The sequence below is a fragment of the Pontibacter saemangeumensis genome, from assembly GCF_039541895.1.
Lineage (GTDB): Bacteria > Bacteroidota > Bacteroidia > Cytophagales > Hymenobacteraceae > Pontibacter > Pontibacter saemangeumensis.
In genome coordinates this window covers 59,139-79,255 of record NZ_BAABHC010000039.1, presented here as the reverse complement: position 1 = coordinate 79,255, position 20,117 = coordinate 59,139, and the positions used below count along the sequence as shown (strand labels likewise).

At 53.9% G+C, this 20,117-nt stretch carries 13 protein-coding genes; 9 read left to right on the top strand and 4 right to left on the bottom strand.

Annotation, left to right across the window (positions count from 1 at the left end; translation table 11 throughout):
• Positions 1 to 15: 15 nt before the first annotated feature.
• The gene (locus ABD920_RS22800) at positions 16 to 1,224 is read left to right on the top strand and encodes an endo-1,4-beta-xylanase (RefSeq protein WP_345162704.1); all 1,209 of its coding nucleotides are present in this window, start codon (positions 16 to 18) and stop codon (positions 1,222 to 1,224) included.
• A 314-nt stretch (positions 1,225 to 1,538) separates the two neighbouring features.
• Here the strand turns inward: ABD920_RS22800 and ABD920_RS22795 are convergent, their stop codons facing one another.
• On the bottom strand, positions 1,539 to 2,567 hold the full coding sequence (locus tag ABD920_RS22795; protein ID WP_345162702.1) for a LacI family DNA-binding transcriptional regulator: 1,029 nt from the start codon (positions 2,565 to 2,567) through the stop codon (positions 1,539 to 1,541).
• A 233-nt stretch (positions 2,568 to 2,800) separates the two neighbouring features.
• Between ABD920_RS22795 and ABD920_RS22790 the strand changes: the two genes are divergently transcribed.
• From ABD920_RS22790 to ABD920_RS22770, 5 genes are all read left to right on the top strand, one after another.
• Positions 2,801 to 4,285, top strand: a complete 1,485-nt coding sequence (locus ABD920_RS22790) for a xylulokinase (protein ID WP_345162700.1) — start codon at positions 2,801 to 2,803, stop codon at positions 4,283 to 4,285.
• Between the two features lie 26 nt (positions 4,286 to 4,311).
• Complete coding sequence (xylA, locus tag ABD920_RS22785; RefSeq protein WP_345162698.1) at positions 4,312 to 5,643, top strand: xylose isomerase; 1,332 nt, start codon at positions 4,312 to 4,314, stop codon at positions 5,641 to 5,643.
• A 291-nt stretch (positions 5,644 to 5,934) separates the two neighbouring features.
• Positions 5,935 to 6,594: an SGNH/GDSL hydrolase family protein gene (locus ABD920_RS22780; protein WP_345162696.1), complete on the top strand. Its 660-nt coding sequence runs from the start codon at positions 5,935 to 5,937 to the stop codon at positions 6,592 to 6,594.
• Between the two features lie 187 nt (positions 6,595 to 6,781).
• Positions 6,782 to 7,558, top strand: coding sequence for a ThuA domain-containing protein (locus tag ABD920_RS22775; protein ID WP_345162694.1), 777 nt, complete (start codon positions 6,782 to 6,784; stop codon positions 7,556 to 7,558).
• A 180-nt stretch (positions 7,559 to 7,738) separates the two neighbouring features.
• Positions 7,739 to 8,233 carry a hypothetical protein gene (locus tag ABD920_RS22770; protein ID WP_345162692.1) on the top strand — a complete coding sequence of 165 codons (495 nt, stop codon included), beginning with the start codon at positions 7,739 to 7,741 and terminating at the stop codon, positions 8,231 to 8,233.
• Between the two features lie 189 nt (positions 8,234 to 8,422).
• Here the strand turns inward: ABD920_RS22770 and ABD920_RS22765 are convergent, their stop codons facing one another.
• The gene (locus tag ABD920_RS22765; RefSeq protein ID WP_345162690.1) at positions 8,423 to 9,208 is read right to left on the bottom strand and encodes an NYN domain-containing protein; all 786 of its coding nucleotides are present in this window, start codon (positions 9,206 to 9,208) and stop codon (positions 8,423 to 8,425) included.
• A 304-nt stretch (positions 9,209 to 9,512) separates the two neighbouring features.
• Here ABD920_RS22765 and ABD920_RS22760 point away from each other — a divergent pair, with 304 nt between their 5' ends.
• Both ABD920_RS22760 and ABD920_RS22755 read left to right on the top strand, forming a co-directional pair.
• Positions 9,513 to 10,487: a DUF1028 domain-containing protein gene (locus ABD920_RS22760; protein WP_345162688.1), complete on the top strand. Its 975-nt coding sequence runs from the start codon at positions 9,513 to 9,515 to the stop codon at positions 10,485 to 10,487.
• A gap of 364 nt (positions 10,488 to 10,851) precedes the next feature.
• Positions 10,852 to 12,252 (top strand): M28 family peptidase, encoded by a 1,401-nt coding sequence (locus ABD920_RS22755; protein ID WP_425568684.1) that lies wholly within the window; start codon positions 10,852 to 10,854, stop codon positions 12,250 to 12,252.
• Between the two features lie 149 nt (positions 12,253 to 12,401).
• Here ABD920_RS22755 and ABD920_RS22750 read toward each other — a convergent pair whose 3' ends face one another.
• Both ABD920_RS22750 and ABD920_RS22745 read right to left on the bottom strand, forming a co-directional pair.
• Complete coding sequence (locus ABD920_RS22750; RefSeq protein WP_345162686.1) at positions 12,402 to 13,655, bottom strand: S-adenosylmethionine:tRNA ribosyltransferase-isomerase; 1,254 nt, start codon at positions 13,653 to 13,655, stop codon at positions 12,402 to 12,404.
• 110 nt (positions 13,656 to 13,765) lie between these two features.
• A complete protein-coding gene (locus tag ABD920_RS22745; RefSeq protein ID WP_345162684.1) occupies positions 13,766 to 14,302 on the bottom strand; it encodes a hypothetical protein in 537 nt (178 codons plus the stop codon).
• Between the two features lie 1,130 nt (positions 14,303 to 15,432).
• Between ABD920_RS22745 and ABD920_RS22740 the strand changes: the two genes are divergently transcribed.
• Positions 15,433 to 19,902 carry a T9SS type A sorting domain-containing protein gene (locus ABD920_RS22740; protein WP_345162682.1) on the top strand — a complete coding sequence of 1,490 codons (4,470 nt, stop codon included), beginning with the start codon at positions 15,433 to 15,435 and terminating at the stop codon, positions 19,900 to 19,902.
• Positions 19,903 to 20,117 lie beyond the last annotated feature (215 nt).

Below are 20,117 nucleotides of genomic sequence, written 5' to 3'. Positions count from 1 at the left end.
TTAACAACCTGTACCATGAGACTATATAAAACACTGATCGCGCCTTCGTTGCTGGTTGCCTGTCTGGCAACTTCCTGCGCAAATTCCAATGAGGCCGCCACGGCACAGGAAGCGACAAACCAACCGGCCACGGCCTTAGCCCAGGCCACCGCGCCTCAGGCAGCGGCGGCCCCTGCCACATTGAAGGGCGCTCTCAAAGATGCGTTCTATATAGGCGCTGCCCTGAACGGAAGACAGGCATATGAAAGAGACGAGCAGGCAAAGGCCATCATTGAAGCCAACTTCAACACCATCAGCCCGGAGAACCTGCTGAAGTGGGAGAGTGTGCACCCGAAGCCGGAGGTATATAACTTTGAGCCCGCCGACAAGTACGTGGCCTTCGGCGAGCGCAACGACATGTTTATCGTGGGGCACGCGCTGGTATGGCACAACCAGACGCCAGATTGGGTGTTTGAGGACGGAAACGGCAAGCCCGCCAGCCGCGAGGTGCTGCTGAAGCGCATGCAGGACCACATTAGCACCGTGGTGGGGCGTTATAAAGGCAAGATCGACAGCTGGGATGTGGTGAACGAGGCCCTGAATGATGATGGTACGCTGCGGCAGTCGAAGTGGCTCCAGATTATTGGCGAGGAATTTCTGGTGAAAGCATTTGAGGCTGCCCATGCCGCCGACCCGGAACTGGAACTGTACTACAACGATTACAACCTCTGGAAACCCGCCAAGCGCGAAGGCGCCGTGCGCCTGGTGCGCAGCCTGCAGGAAAAAGGCATCAAGGTAGCGGGTGTCGGCATGCAGGGGCATTACGGGCTGAAGTCACCTTCGCTGGAGGACATTGAGGCCAGCATCAAGGCTTTCTCTGACCTGGGCGTGAAGGTGTCGTTTACGGAGCTGGACATCGACGTGCTGCCAAACCCAAGTGGCAGAGCAGGCGCAGACATCGACGCGACCTTCGAGGTTGACGAAAAATATAACATATATACCGATGGCCTGCCAGACTCAGTGCAGCAGCAGCTGACGCAACGATACGAGGAACTGTTCAGGCTGTTTCTCAAGCACAGCGACAAGATCGACCGCGTCACCTTCTGGGGCGTCACCGACAACGACTCCTGGCTGAACAACTGGCCGATCCGAGGCCGTACCAGCTACCCGATGGTATTTGACCGCAACTACCAGCCGAAGCCTGCCTTTGAGGCGATCATGAAAGCGGCTGTGAACTACAAGTAAGCGAAGCTCTATAGAAGCAGACAGCTGACGCTTTATCTCATCAGGAGGCGAAGTGTCAGCTGTTTGCTTATATGCCAGCTGTATAGTTATATATGAATGTTTTTTACCTCGCTCGCCTCTGGCGAGTGTGCGCTATTCTTCGGCCTCTGGCCGCTTAAGTTTACCTGTTCATTCTTATTATGTAACGTGGCGTGACGCCACCCAATAATTCACACTCGCCAGAGGCGAGCGAGGGCATTTATGGTTACGCAATGCTGATTTGATCATGGTATAACTGTATACAGGAGATGATGAATGAGTGCGGTGAAGAGTAATTAAGAGGAAGCCAATCGCGCTGTGGATGCCCGGGCAATCAGGTGCGGATCAAGGACCACGCGGTTTGGCAGGTTGTTATAGAGATCCTCTGACCGCAGCATCTTTAAAAAAAGCCCGGCGGCGGCTTCTCCCATCGGCACGGTTTGCTGGTCGATGGTGGATAAACCCGGGGTTACCAGTGCGGCAAACGATTCATTCGCAAACCCGATAACGCCCACCTCCTCCGGTACCCGCACTTTATAGGCTAAAAGTTGCTGCAACGCGCCCATGGCCGTGAAGTCCTCTAACGCGAAGACGGCGTCGAAGGCGATTTTCTGCCGGTGCAGCTCCCGGATGCATTCGCGCCCAAAGTCAAGGGAGAAGTCGCCGTATAGGATCAGGCGATCATCAACGGGCAGGCCATATTGTCTCAGGGCATCTCTGTAGCCTTTCAGGCGTTCCGTGAAGATGCCCATGGTTTGCCTGGCGGTAATATGCACAATGCGCTTGTAGCCTTGCTTTATCAAATGCTCTGTTGCCAGAAAGCCGCCTTTGTAATCATCTATCGTCACAGAAGGAACCTGAAGCGCCTCCACCACCCGGTCGAAAAAGAGGAGCGGGATGCGGCGGCGCTTGATCTCAGCGAAATGCTCATAGAGTGTAGTTTCCTTGGCAACGGAGGCGATGATGCCTGCCACCCTCGAGTTCAGGAACGTTTCTATGCCTTTCTTCTCGCTTTCATAAGACTCGTTCGACTGGTAAAGCAGGATGCTGTAGCCGTTATCGTTCATAATCTTCTCGATGCCGTGCACCACCGAGCTGAAGAAACTCACATCCAGGCTGGGCACCATGATGCCGATCGTGTTGCTGTGGCCCGAGCGGAGGGAAGAGGCCAGCTTGTTCTGGCGGTAACCGAGCTTTTGCGCCGTTTCCCGCACCGACTTTTTGGTGGCCTCGCTAATGGCCGGGTGGTCGTTCAGTGCCCGGGCCACTGTGGAGAAGGCAATGTCAAGTTCTTTGGCAATATCCTGTATGGTAACTTTCTTCAATGGTTTCTGCTAAACTGAAAGACAATGCCCGACAAATGTAAAGCTTCTTTCCGGTTGCAGCTTATATATGGCCGCCAGGGCCGGCTGGCACAACCGAAAAAGAATAAGTAAGTAAACACTTGTGAATATAAATAAAAGTTTTCAAATTTATGCCAACGTTGGCATAAAAGCGGGCGCCATCCCGAAAAGAAGAAGTGAAAACAGATCGATAAGCTGCTCAAACCATAGAGAACATGCTGTTATTAGGAATTGATATAGGTACCTCCTCCATCAAAGTCTCGGTGGTGGATGCGCAGACGCAGCAAACCATAGCCGCCGCGCAGTACCCCGACAAAGAAAGTGCGATCACCTCCGTGAAGCCCGGCTGGGCGGAGCAGTCGCCGGAGATGTGGTGGGAGCACGCCCAAAAAGCCATCGCCAAAGCAAACGCGAGCGGCAGCTATAACCCGCAGGACATCAGCGCCATCGGCATCGCCTACCAGATGCACGGCCTGGTGGTGGTGGACAGGGAGCAGCACGTGCTGCGCGATTCCATTATATGGTGCGACAGCCGCGCCGTGGAGATCGGCAACAAGGCGTTCGATGCCATTGGCCATGATAAGAGCCTGTCGCGCCTGCTGAATTCACCAGGAAATTTCACGGCCTCTAAATTGGCATGGGTGAAGGACAACGAGCCGGAAACCTACAGCAGGATATATAAAGTGATGCTGCCCGGCGACTTTATAGCCATGAAGCTCACCGGCGACATCACCACCAGCCCCTCGGCGTTGTCGGAAGGCGTGTTCTGGGATTTTAAGCAGGATGCGCTGTCGGAGGATGTGATCCAGTACTTTAAGTTCGATAAGGAACTGATCCCGGAGATCAGGCCGGTGTTCTCGGAGCACGGCAAAGTGAAGCAGGATATAGCTGGCGCATTAGGTCTGAAAGCAGGCATTCCGGTTACTTACAAATCCGGGGATCAGCCCAACAACGCGCTTTCGCTGAACGTGCTGAAGCCCGGCGAGGTGGCGGCCACGGCGGGTACCTCCGGCGTTATATATGGCGTGAGCGACCAACTGGTATATGATCCGCAGTCGAGGGTGAACACCTTCGCCCACGTAAACCACGAAACGAACGAGAAGCGGGTGGGCGTGCTGCTCTGCATCAACGGCACCGGCATTCTCAACAGCTGGGTGAAAAACAACGTCGGGTCAGGGCTTGATTATGCGGCTATGAACGAGGCAGCGCAGCAGGTAAACATCGGCAGCGACGGCTTGCGCATCCTGCCTTTCGGCAACGGGGCAGAGCGTATGCTGAACAACAAGATCGTGGGAGCGCACTTCCTCAACATCGACCTGAACCTGCACACGCAGGCGCACATTTTCCGGGCGGTGCAGGAGGGAATCGTCTTCGCCTTCCGCTACGGCCTGGATATCATGCGCGAAAACGGTATGAACCCGCAGGTGATACGTGCCGGGCAGGCCAACCTGTTCCTGAGCCCGCTCTTTGCGCAGGCTTTCGTGGATGCCACGGGCGTGCCGGTAGAGTTATATATGAATGACGGAAGCGTGGGAGCAGCGCTGGGCGCCGGAATCGGTGCCACGGTGTTTGGCTCGCCCGAGGAGGCCTTCAGCAACTTCAGGCCGGTGAAGCTGATAGAACCGCAGGCAACTGCCGTATACGAACCTATATACCAGGAGTGGAAATCGCTGCTGCTGGATCAACTAAACAGGAAATAAATCAACTACAATTAAACTTTAAAGCTATGGCAAATCCGCTGATAGGAGACACAGAATTTTTTAAAGGTATAGGAAAGATACAATACGAGGGGCCGGAGTCGGACAACCCGCTGGCGTACCGCTGGTACGACGAGAACAAAGTAGTGGCCGGGAAAACCCTGAAAGAGCATTTCAAGTTCTCGGTGGCTTACTGGCACTCCTTCAACGCCAATGGTTCTGACCCTTTCGGAGGCGCTACCATGCACTTCCCCTGGGATGAGAGCTCTGACGTGATCCAGCGCGCCAAAGCGAAAATGGATGCCGCGTTTGAGTTCATCACCAAAATGGGGATGCCCTACTACTGCTTCCATGATGTGGACGTGGTGGACTATGGCAACGACATCGCTGAAAACGACCGGCGCCTGCAGACCATGGTGGAATATGCCAAGCAGAAGCAGGCAGAAAGCGGCGTGAAACTGCTTTGGGGTACGGCCAACGTATTCTCGCACGAGCGTTACATGAACGGCGCCTCCACGAATCCGGATTTCCATGTGTTGGCCCATGCAGCCGCGCAGGTAAAAGGCGCGTTGGACGCTACCATTGCCCTGGGCGGTGAAAACTACGTGTTCTGGGGAGGTCGTGAAGGCTATATGACTTTGCTGAACACCAACATGAAGCGCGAGCAAGAGCATTTAGCGCGTTTCCTGCACACGGCAAAAGACTACGCCCGCAAGCAGGGCTTCAAAGGCACCTTCTTCATCGAGCCGAAACCGATGGAGCCAACCAAGCACCAGTATGACTATGACTGCGCCACCGTGATCGGTTTCCTGCGTGAGCATGATCTGTTAGGTGACTTCAAAATCAACATCGAGGTGAATCACGCTACCTTGGCCGGCCATACCTTCCAGCACGAACTGCAGGTGGCCGCTGATGCCGGTGTGCTTGGATCTGTGGACGCAAACCGCGGTGACTACCAGAACGGCTGGGACACCGACCAATTCCCGAACAACCTGAACGAGCTGACAGAGGCCATGCTGATCTTCTTGGAAGCCGGTGGCCTGCAAGGCGGCGGTGTGAACTTCGACGCCAAGATCAGGAGAAACTCCACCGATCCGGCGGACCTGTTCTACGCCCATATAGGCGGCGCGGACACGTTTGCAAGGGCGCTGATCACTGCTGACAAGGTTCTTCAGAACTCTGATTACAGGAAAGTACGCCAAGAGCGCTACGCCTCATTCGACAGCGGAAAAGGAAATGCGTTTGAAGAAGGCCAGTTGACGCTGGAGGACCTGCGCCAGTTCGCCATCGAGAACGGTGAGCCGCAGGTGAAGAGCGGAAGACAGGAATACCTCGAGAACCTGATCAACCGTTATATATAAGGCCCTGGTTTTTTAATCATATATAACTCCGGTGATACTGGAGGATATATAACCTATAAAAAAGAGAAGGCCCGCTGCCTATGCAGCGGGCCTTCTCTTTTTTATAGCGAGTTAGGGGTGAGAATTAACACAGCCTCAGCATCAACGCAGCATACAGACACTGTCCGTTTCTGTAATTTCCGGGCAGCCCCAATCTGCAAGCCTCCTGAAAGAGTATATAAAGGGGAAGCAAACACGAACCTGATGATGCACCGTAACTACATTTTTCTTTTATTGCTGTTAGTTATATCCATGACCGCCTGCAAAGAAGACGCACCCGAACCGGCGCTTACGCCCACCTCAAATGAAGATGAAATGAAAACATACCTGGCCCTGGGCGATTCCTACACGATTGGAGAAAGCGTGCCCGCCGCCGACCAGTGGGGCATGCAACTGGCGGAGATGCTACGGGCAGAAGGTGTGGCTGTCAGTAATCCGGTGACGATTGCCCGCACCGGCTGGACCACCTCCGAGCTGGCCTCCGCCATTGCCGCCGCTGCCCCGGATCCAACGTTCGACCTGGTGACCCTGCTGATTGGCGTGAACAACCAGTACCGCGGGTTGCCACTTTCCGACTACCGCACCGAGTTCAGCGACCTGCTGCAAACGGCCATTCGGCTGGCCAAAGGAAACCCAAAGAATGTGCTCGTGCTGTCTATCCCGGACTGGGGCGCCACACCCTTCGGGCAGGGTCGTGACCGGGAGCAGATCAGTGCAGAGATAGCTGCTTTTAATGCGGCGGCGAAGGAAATAGCGCAGGATGCGGGCGTCACGTTCATCGACATCACACCACTGACAGGAAAGGCGGCCGATAATTTGTCCTATGTGGCCAGCGACGGCCTGCACTACTCGGGGAAGATGCACCGCGAGTGGGCGCTGCTGGCCCTCCCTGAAGCGAAGAAGATCCTTTAGCAGCCTGCCAACCACACCACATCTGCTGATCATATTCCACACCAGGCAAGCATACAGAATGTGACCCGAGCGGGGGTGAAAGCGCCATCAGACTGCATGTTTAAACAATATAGCCCGGGGCTTTCATTTGTTGGCGTAAAAAGCTAAGTTTATATCTTATCTGATTGTAAACACTATACGTCTCCACATGAAAAAAGAATTGCTTCTTTATGGATTTGCGCTGTTGGTTGCCTGCAGTGCCCAGTCCTGCTCCTCCTCTTCCTCCGAGCCAGAAACGCCCGTTGTAGCGGAACAGGAACCGGAAGACTCCTCCCGCATCCTGGTGTTTTCTAAAACGAGCGGTTATTACCATGAATCCATTCCGGACGGTATCGCAGCTATTCAGAAATTAGGCAGGGAGCACAACGTTATGGTAGACACAACCAAGAACGCGGCCTACTTCAACCCCGATTCGCTGCAGAATTACAAGGCGGTTGTGTTTCTGAGCACCACCATGGATGTGCTGGACACGGTACAGCAGGCAGCATTTGAGAAGTATATCCAGGCCGGAGGCGGTTTTGCGGGAATACACGCCGCCGCCGACACCGAGTACGACTGGCCGTGGTACAACAAGCTGGTTGGTGCCTATTTCCTGAGCCACCCAAAGCAGCAGAATGCCACTGTCAGGGTAAAGGATAAAAACCATCCCTCTACCAGCCACCTGCCTGACGACTGGGAGTTATTTGATGAGCTCTACAACTACAAGGACATCAACCCGGAAGTAAATGTACTGGCAACATTGGATGAGAGTACTTACGAAGGCGGGGAGAACGGCGAGAACCACCCGATTGTGTGGTACCACGACTACGATGGCGGCCGCGCATTCTACACGGGCCTGGGCCATACCAAGGAAAGCTACAGCGACTCCCTGTTTCTGCCGCATATATGGGGCGGAATAACCTACGCCATGGGTGAAAAAGAGTAAAGAGCGTCTATATGATTTAACAAGGGGGCACGGCTACAGCCGTGCCCCCTTGTTTTTTGTGGGAGGATTATCCCGACGTGCCGGCTCTTGCAGCTCCCGGATATAAAAAGCGGTTGCATGGCATGCAACCATTCACAATGAAAAAGGCTCCTACGGATATACCTTTTTTTCTGAAGCCCGATGACGAGTTACCTTTATATCCCATTACTGCTGCTGGGACTTTTACAGTGCCAGCGCGAAACCATCACAGAGCCGGAACAGCCTGCAGGGGCTTCCATTGTAACGGGTGGCGTAAAGTTCGGGCAGGAGTTTACGCTGCAGCAATTTGACCAGGTAACGCTTTACGGCGGGGATACCCCGCGCAAACTGCACCTTACGGCCCAGCAACTCACAGACTCACGCTGCCCGGCCAATGCCACCTGTGTGCACTACGGCAGCGCCGCGCTGGTGCTGTCGGCCTCCAACAGCCAGGGCAAGATAGACAACATCCAGCTGTGCATCGGTGCCTGTGGCACCGGCGGCGTGCGCAGCACCCACAGCGTAACGGCCGCCGTGGGCGAGACGGCCTACCGGTTCAGTCTGGTGGATGTCGAGCCTTTCCCCGGTTTAGAGAAAGAAGGCGAGGCAAAAGTGGCAAGGCTGCTAGTGGAGAAAATTGGCGGAGATGCTTCATAAGTGGTTCCGGCAGCCACCCGGCGCCAGCGCACGATAACTCCCCACTCCCGGTTGAGGCAATTGACTGGCCTCTATCTTCAACCTTCAACGCCAGCTGAAATCGCAAGCACGCTTATGTTCGTCCTCCCATCTGCGTTCGAAGAGTAGGCCTGCGCAGCTTTGTTGCTTGTAACAGCCAGAAGCGATTGATTAGCTGACTGGTTTTTTCATTGTTTTGGCTTCTGCCTGCGGCTTTTTCCGGGTGCGGCTTTTCGGCTTGTCTTTGCGTTTTACATACACAGCCGAAGGGCCTTTGTCATCCTCTTTCCGGATGGTGAACAGATCCTTCTGCGCCTTAATGAGCTGCAGCAGCTGTCCGTAGCCGAAGGTGCGCGGGTCGAAGCTGGGGTCGAGCTGGCGCAGGTTCACGCCCATCACGCCCAGGTGCGCCCACCCGTCCTCATCCTCCGACATTACAAAGGCTTCCTTTAAGAGCGGCACCGGGTTCGGCGCCTGTTTTGCGGTGCCGCCGCTTTCGGGTTCTTTTGTGGCAGCGGCTATTTTCTTCTCGTCAATGTCATCGGTCAGGTTCTCCGTGAAAATGAACACGTTGCAGGCATTCACAAAGGGCTTCGGGGTTTTGCGCTGGCCAATGCCCATCACAAAAATGCCCGCCTCGCGGATACGCGTGGCCAACCGGGTATAGTCGCTATCGGAGGAGACGATGCAGAATCCGTTCACGAACTCGCTGTGCAGCAGGTCCATGGCGTCGATGATGAGGGCACTGTCGGTGGCGTTTTTGCCCACTGTGTAGCGGAACTGCTGTATGGGCTGTATGGCGTGGTTGTTCAGGCAGTCTTTCCAGCCGTTCATCTGCGGCGTGGTCCAGTCGCCGTAGATGCGGCGGATGGTGGTGGCGCCGTATTTACCAGCCTCGGCCATTAACTTTACGATCAGGCTTGGCTGCGCATTGTCGCCGTCTATAAGCATGGCCATGCGCGAAGGTTTTTTTTCTCGTACTGAGTTTTTCATGAGTGAAGGGATGAGTGCAGGTGCAGGAAAGCGCCCGCTTGTGCGTAGTGGTTATATAATATCGTTATACTGCTATTTTTAGCAGAAGTTGTTGTGTGGCTAAACCTGCCGCTCCTAATCGGAAAACATTTATATTTGTTTTGAGTGCAACAACCTCATCTGAAAGCACTCTCCGGTAAGGCTAAGGTTGCCGGTGGATTGGGCGCAGGAACTGCAATATAAGGGTATAATTGGCAACATGGGAAAGTATAAAGCAACGGTAATCGCTATGGGAGTTACATTATTGGCCTCGCTGGGTGCGGCAAAGGCGCAGGTATACAAAGCAGCGGAGCCGCTGGCGCATACGTACTCCATCGTTGCCCGCGACCCGAAAACGGGCGAGATGGCAGTGGGCGTGCAGAGCCACTGGTTCTCGGTGGGCACGGCCGTGCCGTGGGTAGAGGCGGGTGTGGGCATCGTGGCCACCCAGTCCTTCACCAACAAGTCGTTCGGCCTGCGCGGGCTGGCGCTGCTGAAAGAGGGCAAAACGCCGGAGGAGGCGCTGGCCATTCTGCTGGCGGATGACGAGGCGCGCGAGGTGCGGCAGGTGGCGATACTGGATGCGCAGGGCCGCGTGGCGACGCATACCGGCAAGCAGTGCATCCGCTACGCCGGGCACATCACGGGCAAGAACTTCTCGGTGCAGGCCAACATGATGCTGACCGACAAAGTGTGGCCCGCCATGGCGAAGGCTTTTGAGCGGAGCGAAGGACAGCCGCTGGCCGAACGGGTGCTGCTGGCGATGCAGGCGGCAGAGCGCGAGGGCGGCGACATACGGGGAAGGCAGTCGGCGGCGCTGGTGGTGGTGAAGGGGCAGAAAACCGACGAACCCTGGAACGACCGCATCCTGGACCTGCGCGTGGATGACGGCGAGCAGCCGCTGGACGAACTGGCCCGCCTGCTGAAGGTGTACCGCGCCTACGAGCACATGAACGCTGGTGACCTGGCGATAGAGAAAGGGCAGATGCAGCAGGCCATGCAGGAATATGGAAAGGCTGAGGAGATGTTCCCGAACAACCTCGAGATGAAGTACTGGCACGCCATCGGGCTCGCCAACAGCGGGCAGGTAGAGGAAGCCGCCAAGCTACTGCGCGAGGTATATAAAAAGGACGATAACTGGCGCGAACTCACCAGCCGCCTCCCCGAAGTGGGCCTGCTGACGGTTAGCAAACAGAACATGGAAAAGCTGATGCGGATCAAATAGCATGCTGAGTCACTGGGTTCCGGAGGCGGCATGCTAGTGGAGCAGGGGATAAATGGAGGTTCTTGGCTTGCTGAGTATTGAGCCAAATTGCCCCTTGCCCAGCGTTCTGTTCCTGCTGCGGACACTGTCTGATGCTGTAGAGCAAAGCGTTTATATATCCTTTTGAGAAAATCTTAGACCTGATTTACATGGATCATATATAACACCGCGGTAAAGACGGCGCAGGATAGAAAGTGTTTTACCACCTTTGCCATATACACCAGTCGCTAGCTTTGCGTCAGTTGCAGGGACTCCCATAAATTTAGTAACTTCAAGCCGCTACCATATACTGAAATCAAACACGCTATATCACTTTAAAGACTACATGCCTACGTTAAAACCATTGCGCCACCTACTGATGGTGGCTGTCACAGTCATCACCCTGCCGGCGACGGCACAGCAAAAAGCCACCACCGACTCTGTCACGATCAGGAAGATATATGACGAAGCCCTCACAAGCACCGAAAGCTACGAGAACCTGCGCTACCTCACCAAGCAGATCGGCGCGCGCCTCAGCGGTTCGCCACAGGCCGCCGCCGCCGTGGAATGGAGCCGACAGGTGATGAAAGAAATGGACCTGGACACCGTGTACCTGCAGGAGGTGATGGTGCCGCACTGGGTGCGCGGGGATAAAGAGATCGGGCGTGTCTACAACTCGAAGCTGATGGGCACGGTAGACATGAACATTGCCGCCCTGGGCGCCTCGGTGGGCACGGGCAGGAAAGGCCTGAGTGCTGAGGTGGTAGAGGTGCAGAACTTTGAGGAACTGGAGAAACTGGGCAAAAAGAAGGTGAAGGGCAAGATCGTGTTTTTCAACCGCCCGTTCGACAACACGCACGTGCAAACCGGGGTGGCGTACGGCGGCGCCGTAGACCAGCGCGGCGGCGGGCCGGTGGCAGCGGCTAAACTGGGGGCAGTCGGGGTGCTGGTTCGCTCCATGGCCAACGAGATTCAGGATGTGCCGCATACCGGTAACACGCGCTACGAAGACGGCGTGCAGAAGATCCCTGCGGCAGCCATCAGCACCAAGCATGCGGAGCAACTGAGCAGCCTGTTGAAAGATGATCCGGAGCTGCGGTTTTATATGCGCATGACTTCCGAAATGCTGCCTGATGTGCTCTCTTACAACGTGATCGGGGAGCTGAAAGGCACGGAGAAGCCCGATGAGATCATCCTGGTAGGGGGCCACCTCGATTCCTGGGACCTGGGCGAAGGGGCACACGACGACGGCACAGGCTGCATGCAGGCCATCGAAGTGCTGCGCCTGTTCACAGAGCTGGACATCAAGCCGAAACGCACGGTGCGCGCCGTGCTGTTCATGAACGAGGAGAACGGCCTGCGCGGCGGCACCAAATACGCCGAAGTGGCAAAAGCAAACGGCGAGAAGCATATTGCCGCCATCGAGTCGGATGCAGGCGGCTTCACTCCGCGCGGCTTCGGTATGGAAGGCAGCGCTGCCCAGTTGGCGAAACTGAAATCGTGGCGGCCGGTGCTGGAGCCCTATGGCTTAGCTGATCTGGGCGCCGGGCACGGAGGCGCCGATATCGGTCCGCTGAAAGGCCAGGGTACCGTAGCTTTGATCGGATATAAGCCAGACTCTCAGCGGTACTTCGACTATCACCACACCGAAATAGACGTATTTGAGAACGTGAACCGCCGCGAAATGCAGTTAGGCGCTGCGGCGATGGCCTCGCTGGTTTACCTTATTTCAGAAAACGGGATATAAGATTCAGTTGCACAGCTATATATAAACGGCCGGCTTCGCTTCGTGCGACGCTGGCCGTTTATATATAGTCCTGGTTTTGCCTGCTATAGGGCTGTGCGAGTTGCGGACGATCTTAGGTGCAGCGCATGCTGCGCGGTCATTTCCAGGTGCTACGGGAGCAGAAGGGAACTGTCGCCGTAACTCAGGAAACGGTAGCCTTGCTGCAGGGCGTGCCTATATACGGCGCGCCAATCGTCCCCGATCAAAGCGGCCACCAGCAGGAGCAGCGTACTTTCCGGCTGGTGGAAGTTAGTGATCAGGCCACGGCAGATGCGGAACGTGTAGCCGGGTGCGATGATGATCTGGGTGCTGGCATGCAGGTAGGCGGTTGCCTTGCTTTCCATATAGTGCAGCAGTGCCTGCAGGGCTTCGGCGGCAGTGGGGAGTTCGGTGGCTTCATATGCCTGCCACTGGCTCACATGCAGTTCCTGTACCGGCAGCGCGGGTTGTTGCAGTACTTTAGCTCCCAGCCAATATAAACTCTCCAACGAGCGCATGCTGGTGGTGCCCACCGGTATGATGGGGTTACCGACATGGCGTAGCAGGCGCTGGAGCAGGGGCTTGGTTATATAGAGCTGCTCGGCATGCATTTCGTGCGATTCCATCACATCTGCTTTCACAGGCATAAAGGTGCCGGCGCCCACGTGCAGCGTCAGGTAGGCCATGTCGATGTGCTGCTCCCGTAGTCGTTCCATCACGCGCTCCGTAAAATGAAGGCCTGCCGTTGGGGCAGCCACGGCGCCCTGCTGGTTGGCGTATATGGTCTGGTAGCGGGTGTGGTCGTCGGGGGTGAGGTCGCGGTTGAGGTAGGGGGGCAGCGGCAGCCTGCCGCAGCGCTCCAGCACCTCCGCGAATGTCAGTTCCGCAGGTTCCCACGTGAAACGTATCAGAAAATGGCCTTCCTGCTGCGCCTGACGCTCTGCCCGCAGCATCCCGCCATCAAAACGCAGTTGTACGGGGCCGCTCTTCCAGCGCTTGTTGTTGCCCACCAGGCATTTCCACACGGCGTTCCCGGTTTGCTGCATCGCCATTTGCACCTCGCGGTAAGGGGCTACCGGCTCCAGGCAAAAAACCTCCACGCCGCCGCCTGTCTCTTTCTGAAACAGCAGCCGCGCCTGCACTACCTTGGTGTTGTTAAACACCAGCAGGGTGTGGGGAGGAAGCAGGCGGGGCAGATCGGTGAAGGCGCAGTCGGTAATTTTGCCGGCACTGTATTGGAGCAACTTCGACTGGTCACGCTCCGGTAGCGGGAATTTGGCAATCCGCTCCTCCGGCAGTTCATATACAAAGTCCTTTATGGCCAACTTCTTCGGGTCAATCATGGTATCGGTATTGGAAATGCTGCAAAGGTAGCGCTTGTTCATAAAATAGCTACCTATTGCTATCTTTGCAATAAGAGCAACTGCATCAAAAAAAGCAAAAGAAAGGCGACTGCCATAGGGATTTATATATGGCAGCAGCTGTTAGCGGCAGGCTACAGGTTCTTCAGGAAATCCTCATTCAGCGGCTCATTGTCGTCCGGTTCGTCGTAGTTCACGTCCCAGTCTACGTGCTGCATCAGGTCGAGCCCCTCAAATATCAGTTCATCCAGTTCTTCCTTCGACCCCGCGTCCAGGGTCTGCTCAAAGAGCCCGAGCAATTGTTCGCGCTGATCGTTCACAAAAATCTCGTGGTACAGGTTGTCGAAGGTGTCGATCCTTTTCTGCACGATCTTATCGATCTCTTTTGTGCTCTTTGCCTGCAGCGCATCCTGCAGCACACCGAGTACCTCCCCGCTTTTCTCGTTGTGGGAGAGGCGGGTGAAAGCCTTCACAAAGGCGATGGCAATAACGAGCCGCAGCCGCTCAAAACGGAAGTTGACTTCCTCAGTCACGTTGCCAGCCGAGGTGAGGGAAGCTTTATAGGCTTTCTCAAAATCCTGGTAAATGTTGCCGGCCTCTTCGCCCGACACCGGGGTGTTCCCGCTGTCGTAAGCTGTCTCAAGTAATAGCTCTAAGCTTCTGGCGCTCATATATGCTCGTTATTTCGTGTGAAGGGTGCAAAGGTAATGGTTTATACTTTCTTACGCTACGGCAGGAGGGTGCTAGCAGGTTCAGCTACCTGACACGTAAGAGCGGCTACGCAGCGATATAGCGCCGCCTGCACCTTTCATACAAAACGTATGGAGCTATCCTATATGCAGGGGACAGGGTAGTAGAAGCGAGATCTGAGGCAAACGGGTTTTTCCAGTTTTGGCGTCTCTTCTGCGGAGCCTGCTGCCTTCCTTAATACCTTGTTTTCATAGCCGACATTGTATCCCTAAACCCGCTGTGTAAGACATCTCTATTTGAAGAGGAGGCATCTGAGCGACCTTTTACAGGCTCCTATATCCCTTTTTATATCCTACTAAAGAATAAACCTATGCTGACTTTACGGGAGCACCTTGCTTTTCGATGTATAGGCAATCAGAAGTATAAGCCCATGACTATAAGCAGATAAGAGAATATAGAAAAAGTTTAATGCTCGCTGAATTGATGCTTCAGTCAATTTCTTTGATAGTTCACAAGCGAAATTACTGGATTGACCATTAATGTATTTTTATTTTTATTATTAATTGTAATATATAGCCATGAAACGGGGTGGCCGCTTAGGAATTCACCTTAAGTGGCTGCCTCTGAAACACAAAAGCGGGTGGAGGGCCATGTTCCCAAAACAACAGGAATAGCCCCCAATTTACAAACCGGGTGTGCTTCCGCATATAGCCGGTATCCTGCTCCTTATTCCATTTAAATAATACCTAGTATTGGTTAGATCGCATCTATACCATCCTGTAATGTAATGCCAGCAAGGCAGCCTTCATTTACATTACCATTGCCTCTTTGCCTCCAATGTAAAGCTATTCACAGCTTTTCTTGTATCTGATGTTTCTGCAGACCTACCGAAAGCTTTCCTGCAAGCTTACAAATCCTATCCTGTCACACCTGTTTTATGGAAAAAAACTTTACTCAGATCTTTTTGCATGCTACAAACTTAAAGAGGTACTTCCTTTCGGCTGTTATCCTGCTACTGGTTTTAGCAACCTCTCTCTATATATGGGCAGCCATCAAGCCCATACCAGTACAATCCGTTTTCGTTTCTGCGGATACGGCGCCAGGAGGCCCCTTGGCAGGATTCACGGAACTTGAGCCCATCGAGTTAGAGGAAAACGATCTAGATGATTTCAGCGAAGGGGATGGGGCTATCATGATTACCGCCCCCACCGGATGGGCATTCAGGCAATCCGGTGTGACCACAAACGTTTCACCGGATACTGAAATTACAGTCGACGATGGCGATATAAGCTACACGTTAACGACAATCTCTATTCCGTTCTCTGTCGGGGGAACCGACGCGTCCGATAAATTTACAATCAGCGGGGTGGCCTTACAGGCACAATCCGGAGAAGTATTGCCTGCCAGTGACGTGCTGTTAGCTGTAACCGGGATCGAGATAACGGGCATTACATCGCCTATTCCGGTAGCAAATATTGCACAGACGCACGGCGCACCAACCCAACTCGCTTTTATTTCCCAGCCTGAGGAAGTTCAGGCTAACGAAAGCTTTAATCCTGTAGTTGAGGTACAGGACTGGTATGGGAACACCGTAACCAGCGCCTCAGGTAACGTTAGCCTGTCGCTTACCGGTACGCCCGCCACCGCACTTATCAGCTCAGGCGGAACAGTAGCCTCGGTAACCAATGGCATAGCGCAGTTCAATAATATAGTAATTGATGAAGGAGGGCAGTTTCAGTTGGTGGCTTCTTATGGCCCAGCCATTCAGGGAGCAAGCAGTCCGTTCGTTGTTAATAACGAAGTTCCTTCTGTAACCGAGGTAACGCCTTGTATAACGGCGGGAAGCAATGTGAGCACCATCACGGTGACAGGTACTGATTTTATCAGAGGCTCGGTGGTCAGCATTGGCGACGAAAAAAGAGACTTCATTTTTATTGATTCGCAAACGCTGTCCGTAAGCTTGTTACCTGAAGATGTTGATGATGCACAGACTCTTATCCTGACAGTATTCAACCCGGAACCGGGCGGTGGCTTATCAAATGCTATTGACGTGGTTGTTCAGCCAGTCTACAATGCGGGGACAATTACAGGCGACGTAGCTGTTTGCGAGAACACACAGAACGTTACTTACTCAGTTGATGATATAGGGGCAGAAGCCTATAGCTGGACAGTAGGGGCTGGTGCGACCTACCAGCAGAGTGAAAACGGCAATTCCATTACAGTTGATTTTGGAAGTACCGCACCTACTGTGAATATATCTGTCAAGGCCATTAACTCTTGTATTGTAATCGGCTCGACTTCTGAATTAGAGGTGGCGGTAACCCCCTATCCTGTTAATGTGAATGCTGGTGCTGACCAGACTATCTGTTCAGGTAAGGAGGTAGCATTGGGTTCAGAAGCGCCGGCAGTTGCCGGGTACGTATATGAGTGGTCGCCTGCAAACGCGGATTCGCCTGCAAACGCCTTGTCCAGCACAAGCGTCCCGAACCCGACGCTTACTTTACCGGTAAATAATACTGCTCAAACGCTGTTTTATGCCTACGAACTCACCGTAACAAACGGTAATTCAGATTGCCAGGTGACGGACGAGATCCTTGTCGGGGTTTACCCGGCAGTGGTCACCGTGGCAGATGATGTAGAACCAGTTTGCGAGGGAGGAGTCATTGAACTAAGAACGACAGGAGACCCTGCCTATACCTATGCTTGGACAGGCCCGAACGGATTCAAATCAGCAGAGCGGTTTCCTGTAATTGAGAATGCCACTCTGGCAAACGCAGGCGCGTATACGGTAGAAATCACAAACCAGAACGGATGCACCGGTACAGATAACATCAATGTTACCGTAGTCTCGCCACCTACAGCCAACGCAGGTGATGATCAGGCAAAATGCGCAGAGGGCGCCACCACTTCCTTTGCTTTGGCTGGAATCGCGACCGGGGGCGGCGGTGTCTGGAATGTAGTAGCGGGCACCGGTACTGCAGTAATTACGAATCCGGCCTCTTTGACCCCTACGGTTTCTGTATCCAGCGCAAGTGTTACCTTACAATTCACGGTAACCAACGGTGCAGGATGCAAGGATACAGACCAAGTGGTGCTGACTGTTAAACAGCCCACCCCTGTCACCATCTCCTCTCCAACCAATGGCGCGACCTACTATACCGCAGGTAACAGTGTGGCCCTTACAGCCTCCCAGGCAGGGGGCACTTTCTCAGGCAAGGGAGTGAGCGGAAGCGTTGCTGCTGGTTTCACCTTCTCGCCCTGTGCGGCCGGGGCAGGAAAACATTCGATAACTTATACTTATATAAACGCAGCAGGATGTACAAGCACAGCGCAAGCGCAGGTAACGGTGGTACAATCTACCTATACGGTCATCATTACAGCCGCTCCATTCCCTATCTGCAAGGGACAGAATACTACCTATACCGCTCGGGTATATCGGGATGCAGTGGTTATATATCCTTATAAAGAAAACCCTGCGCTTATCACCAAGACAAATACAACAACAACTTACAACGAGGCATATGATCCATACCTGCCGGCAGGCTGGCAGCCAATCCATAAACAATTCCCGGCAAGGTATTTTCAGCCCGTGGTACTAAGTGGAGTAGAACAACCTGTTGGTGACTTTAATTATCAATGGACTAAGAATGAAGCAAATAGTATAGGCTCTGACAGAGATTATTTTGGTCAGGCGGGTTTATCATCCACAGATTACTTTAAGGTATATGTTACACAGAAAAAGAATGTCTCCTGTGTGACAACAATAACGAGGCAGTTGTCTAACCCGATGTTTATAGCCGAGCCGGCAGGTTACCAGATGACCATAACTGCCGCACCTAATACTATCTGTAAAGGGGCAAGCACTGTGTTCACGGCATTTCTGGATAGCGCCTTTCCTTGGGCGGCGTCTAACCTGAACATGACCTGGAGGCTAAGCAGAGGAGGCACTATATACGACATAAAGACTGTGTCAGGAGTGAGCACGCTTACCGCAGTACCCAACGGCTATAACGCCTACCTGAGTTCAGCAGAGATCAAAACTGCTTTGGGGGCAGCGGGTGCTGCTGATACGGACCTTGTGAATGGGGACCAGGTATTTGTGGAGTTTAGCACGGATATCGAGAAAATCGGAACAGAGAAATGTAAAGAAAAGCAAACAAGTGTACAGCCTGTTGTCATGACGGTTAACCAGCCGGTGACTACCACTACGAACCCACAGTTGCAAAGCCAGGCCGTCTGTGCAGGCGGAACCGCTACTTTTAACGTGAATGTAAGCGGGACTGCGCCTTTAAGCTATATATGGACGATGGGAGGCACTACCAAAACCACCACCACGCCCACAGTCTCTTTCAGCGGCGCTGAAACAGGAGCAGCAGGTACGTACCCTGTCAGTGTTTCCGTATCAAATTCATGTTCACCAGCTGGGCTGGGAATAAACTTAGGTAACCTCACCATAAGGAACCTCACCACATTTGCAATGACAGGCAGTGGCGAATATTGCGCGAATGTCCCTGAAAGTATACCTGTTGGATTAACTGGTTCTGAACAAGGGGTAAACTACACTTTAATGCGCGGAACGGATGTAGTCGAGACAAAACCCGGTACAGGTGGGGCTTTGGAGTTTACGGCTCAGACCACCGAAGGGACCTATACCGTTATAGCAGCATATGCCACAGCTCCCGCCTGCTCTGAGCCAATGGGAGGTAGTGCCACTATTACAATCACTGAGCCTGCAACCACTTTTGGTGACCTTAAAGTTACGTGGGTTGATGATGAGATGACTCAATGGGAGGTGGAAGCATTACAGTACGCTGAAAGTTATGGAGATAACCCTGCCTACCTATGGTATGAAGGCGCCACGAATGCGGCGGGAGAATTAGAGTGGATCCGAAGAGCGGACCTATCCGGAAACCCAGTCATAGTCGATGTAAATAACCCTGAACTCTTATTGATGGTGGAAGTGCTCAGGACGGATGCGGTGGAATGTTCCAAGTTTGTTTTAACCAATGAGGATGTTGTCCCGCTCCCGGTAGAGATCATCTACCTGAACGCCAGCAAGCAGGGCAACAACGTTTTGCTGGAGTGGGCGACGGCCATGGAGCAGGACAACGCAGGCTTCGAGGTGCAGGTGTCCACGGACGGCTTCACCTACAGGAAGCTGACGTTCGTGCCGGCCAAAAACGGCAACGCCAGCACCCGGCAGGAGTATGAGTTCACTGACAAGGAGAACGGCAAGTTCGGCACCCGCTACTACCGCCTCAAGCAGCTCGACACCAACGGCACGCACGAGTACTTCGGTCCCAAGGCGGTGAGCTTCGGCAGCGTGGCCAGCCAGGTGATCGCCTTCCCCAACCCCTTCCACGACGAGGTGACGCTCGACATCGCCTCCGAGACGGCCGGCGAGGCGCTCATCACGGTGACCGACGCGGTGGGCAAGCAGCTGCTGGTGCGCAAGGTGCAGGTGGAGAAAGGCTTCACCACCGAGAAGCTGCGGCTGGACGCAGGGCTGCCACGCGGCCTCTACATCATCAAGGCGCAGGTGGGGGGCGTGACCCAGTACATCAAGATGATCAAAGAGTAATTGCATACAAATAACTAATAGGGTTTAACGCTGAAAGGGCCGGGTATTTTACCCGGCTCTTTTGCGTTGGTAGGTCGCCTGGAGATTGGTACATACGTCTTAACGTTTAAGATGCACCCTCGTCATATCCCTTCAGCAGGCGCACTTGTCTTTCATGTTGCATCCTGTTACGCAGGCGCTGGATCTGCTTCATGGCTGAAATGCAACTGCCCTCT

Bases quoted from the DNA above. Each gene is read 5' to 3' on its own strand.
- xylA (WP_345162698.1), top strand. From the start codon at position 4,312: ATGGCAAATCCGCTGATAGGAGACACAGAATTTTTTAAAGGTATAGGA.
- ABD920_RS22770 (WP_345162692.1), top strand. From the start codon at position 7,739: ATGACGAGTTACCTTTATATCCCATTACTGCTGCTGGGACTTTTACAG.
- ABD920_RS22745 (WP_345162684.1), bottom strand. From the start codon at position 14,302: ATGAGCGCCAGAAGCTTAGAGCTATTACTTGAGACAGCTTACGACAGC.
- ABD920_RS22760 (WP_345162688.1), top strand. From the start codon at position 9,513: ATGGGAGTTACATTATTGGCCTCGCTGGGTGCGGCAAAGGCGCAGGTA.
- ABD920_RS22800 (WP_345162704.1), top strand. From the start codon at position 16: ATGAGACTATATAAAACACTGATCGCGCCTTCGTTGCTGGTTGCCTGT.
- ABD920_RS22790 (WP_345162700.1), top strand. From the start codon at position 2,801: ATGCTGTTATTAGGAATTGATATAGGTACCTCCTCCATCAAAGTCTCG.
- ABD920_RS22755 (WP_425568684.1), top strand. From the start codon at position 10,852: ATGCCTACGTTAAAACCATTGCGCCACCTACTGATGGTGGCTGTCACA.
- ABD920_RS22765 (WP_345162690.1), bottom strand. From the start codon at position 9,208: ATGGCCATGCTTATAGACGGCGACAATGCGCAGCCAAGCCTGATCGTA.
- ABD920_RS22780 (WP_345162696.1), top strand. From the start codon at position 5,935: ATGACCGCCTGCAAAGAAGACGCACCCGAACCGGCGCTTACGCCCACC.
- ABD920_RS22775 (WP_345162694.1), top strand. From the start codon at position 6,782: ATGAAAAAAGAATTGCTTCTTTATGGATTTGCGCTGTTGGTTGCCTGC.
- ABD920_RS22750 (WP_345162686.1), bottom strand. From the start codon at position 13,655: ATGAACAAGCGCTACCTTTGCAGCATTTCCAATACCGATACCATGATT.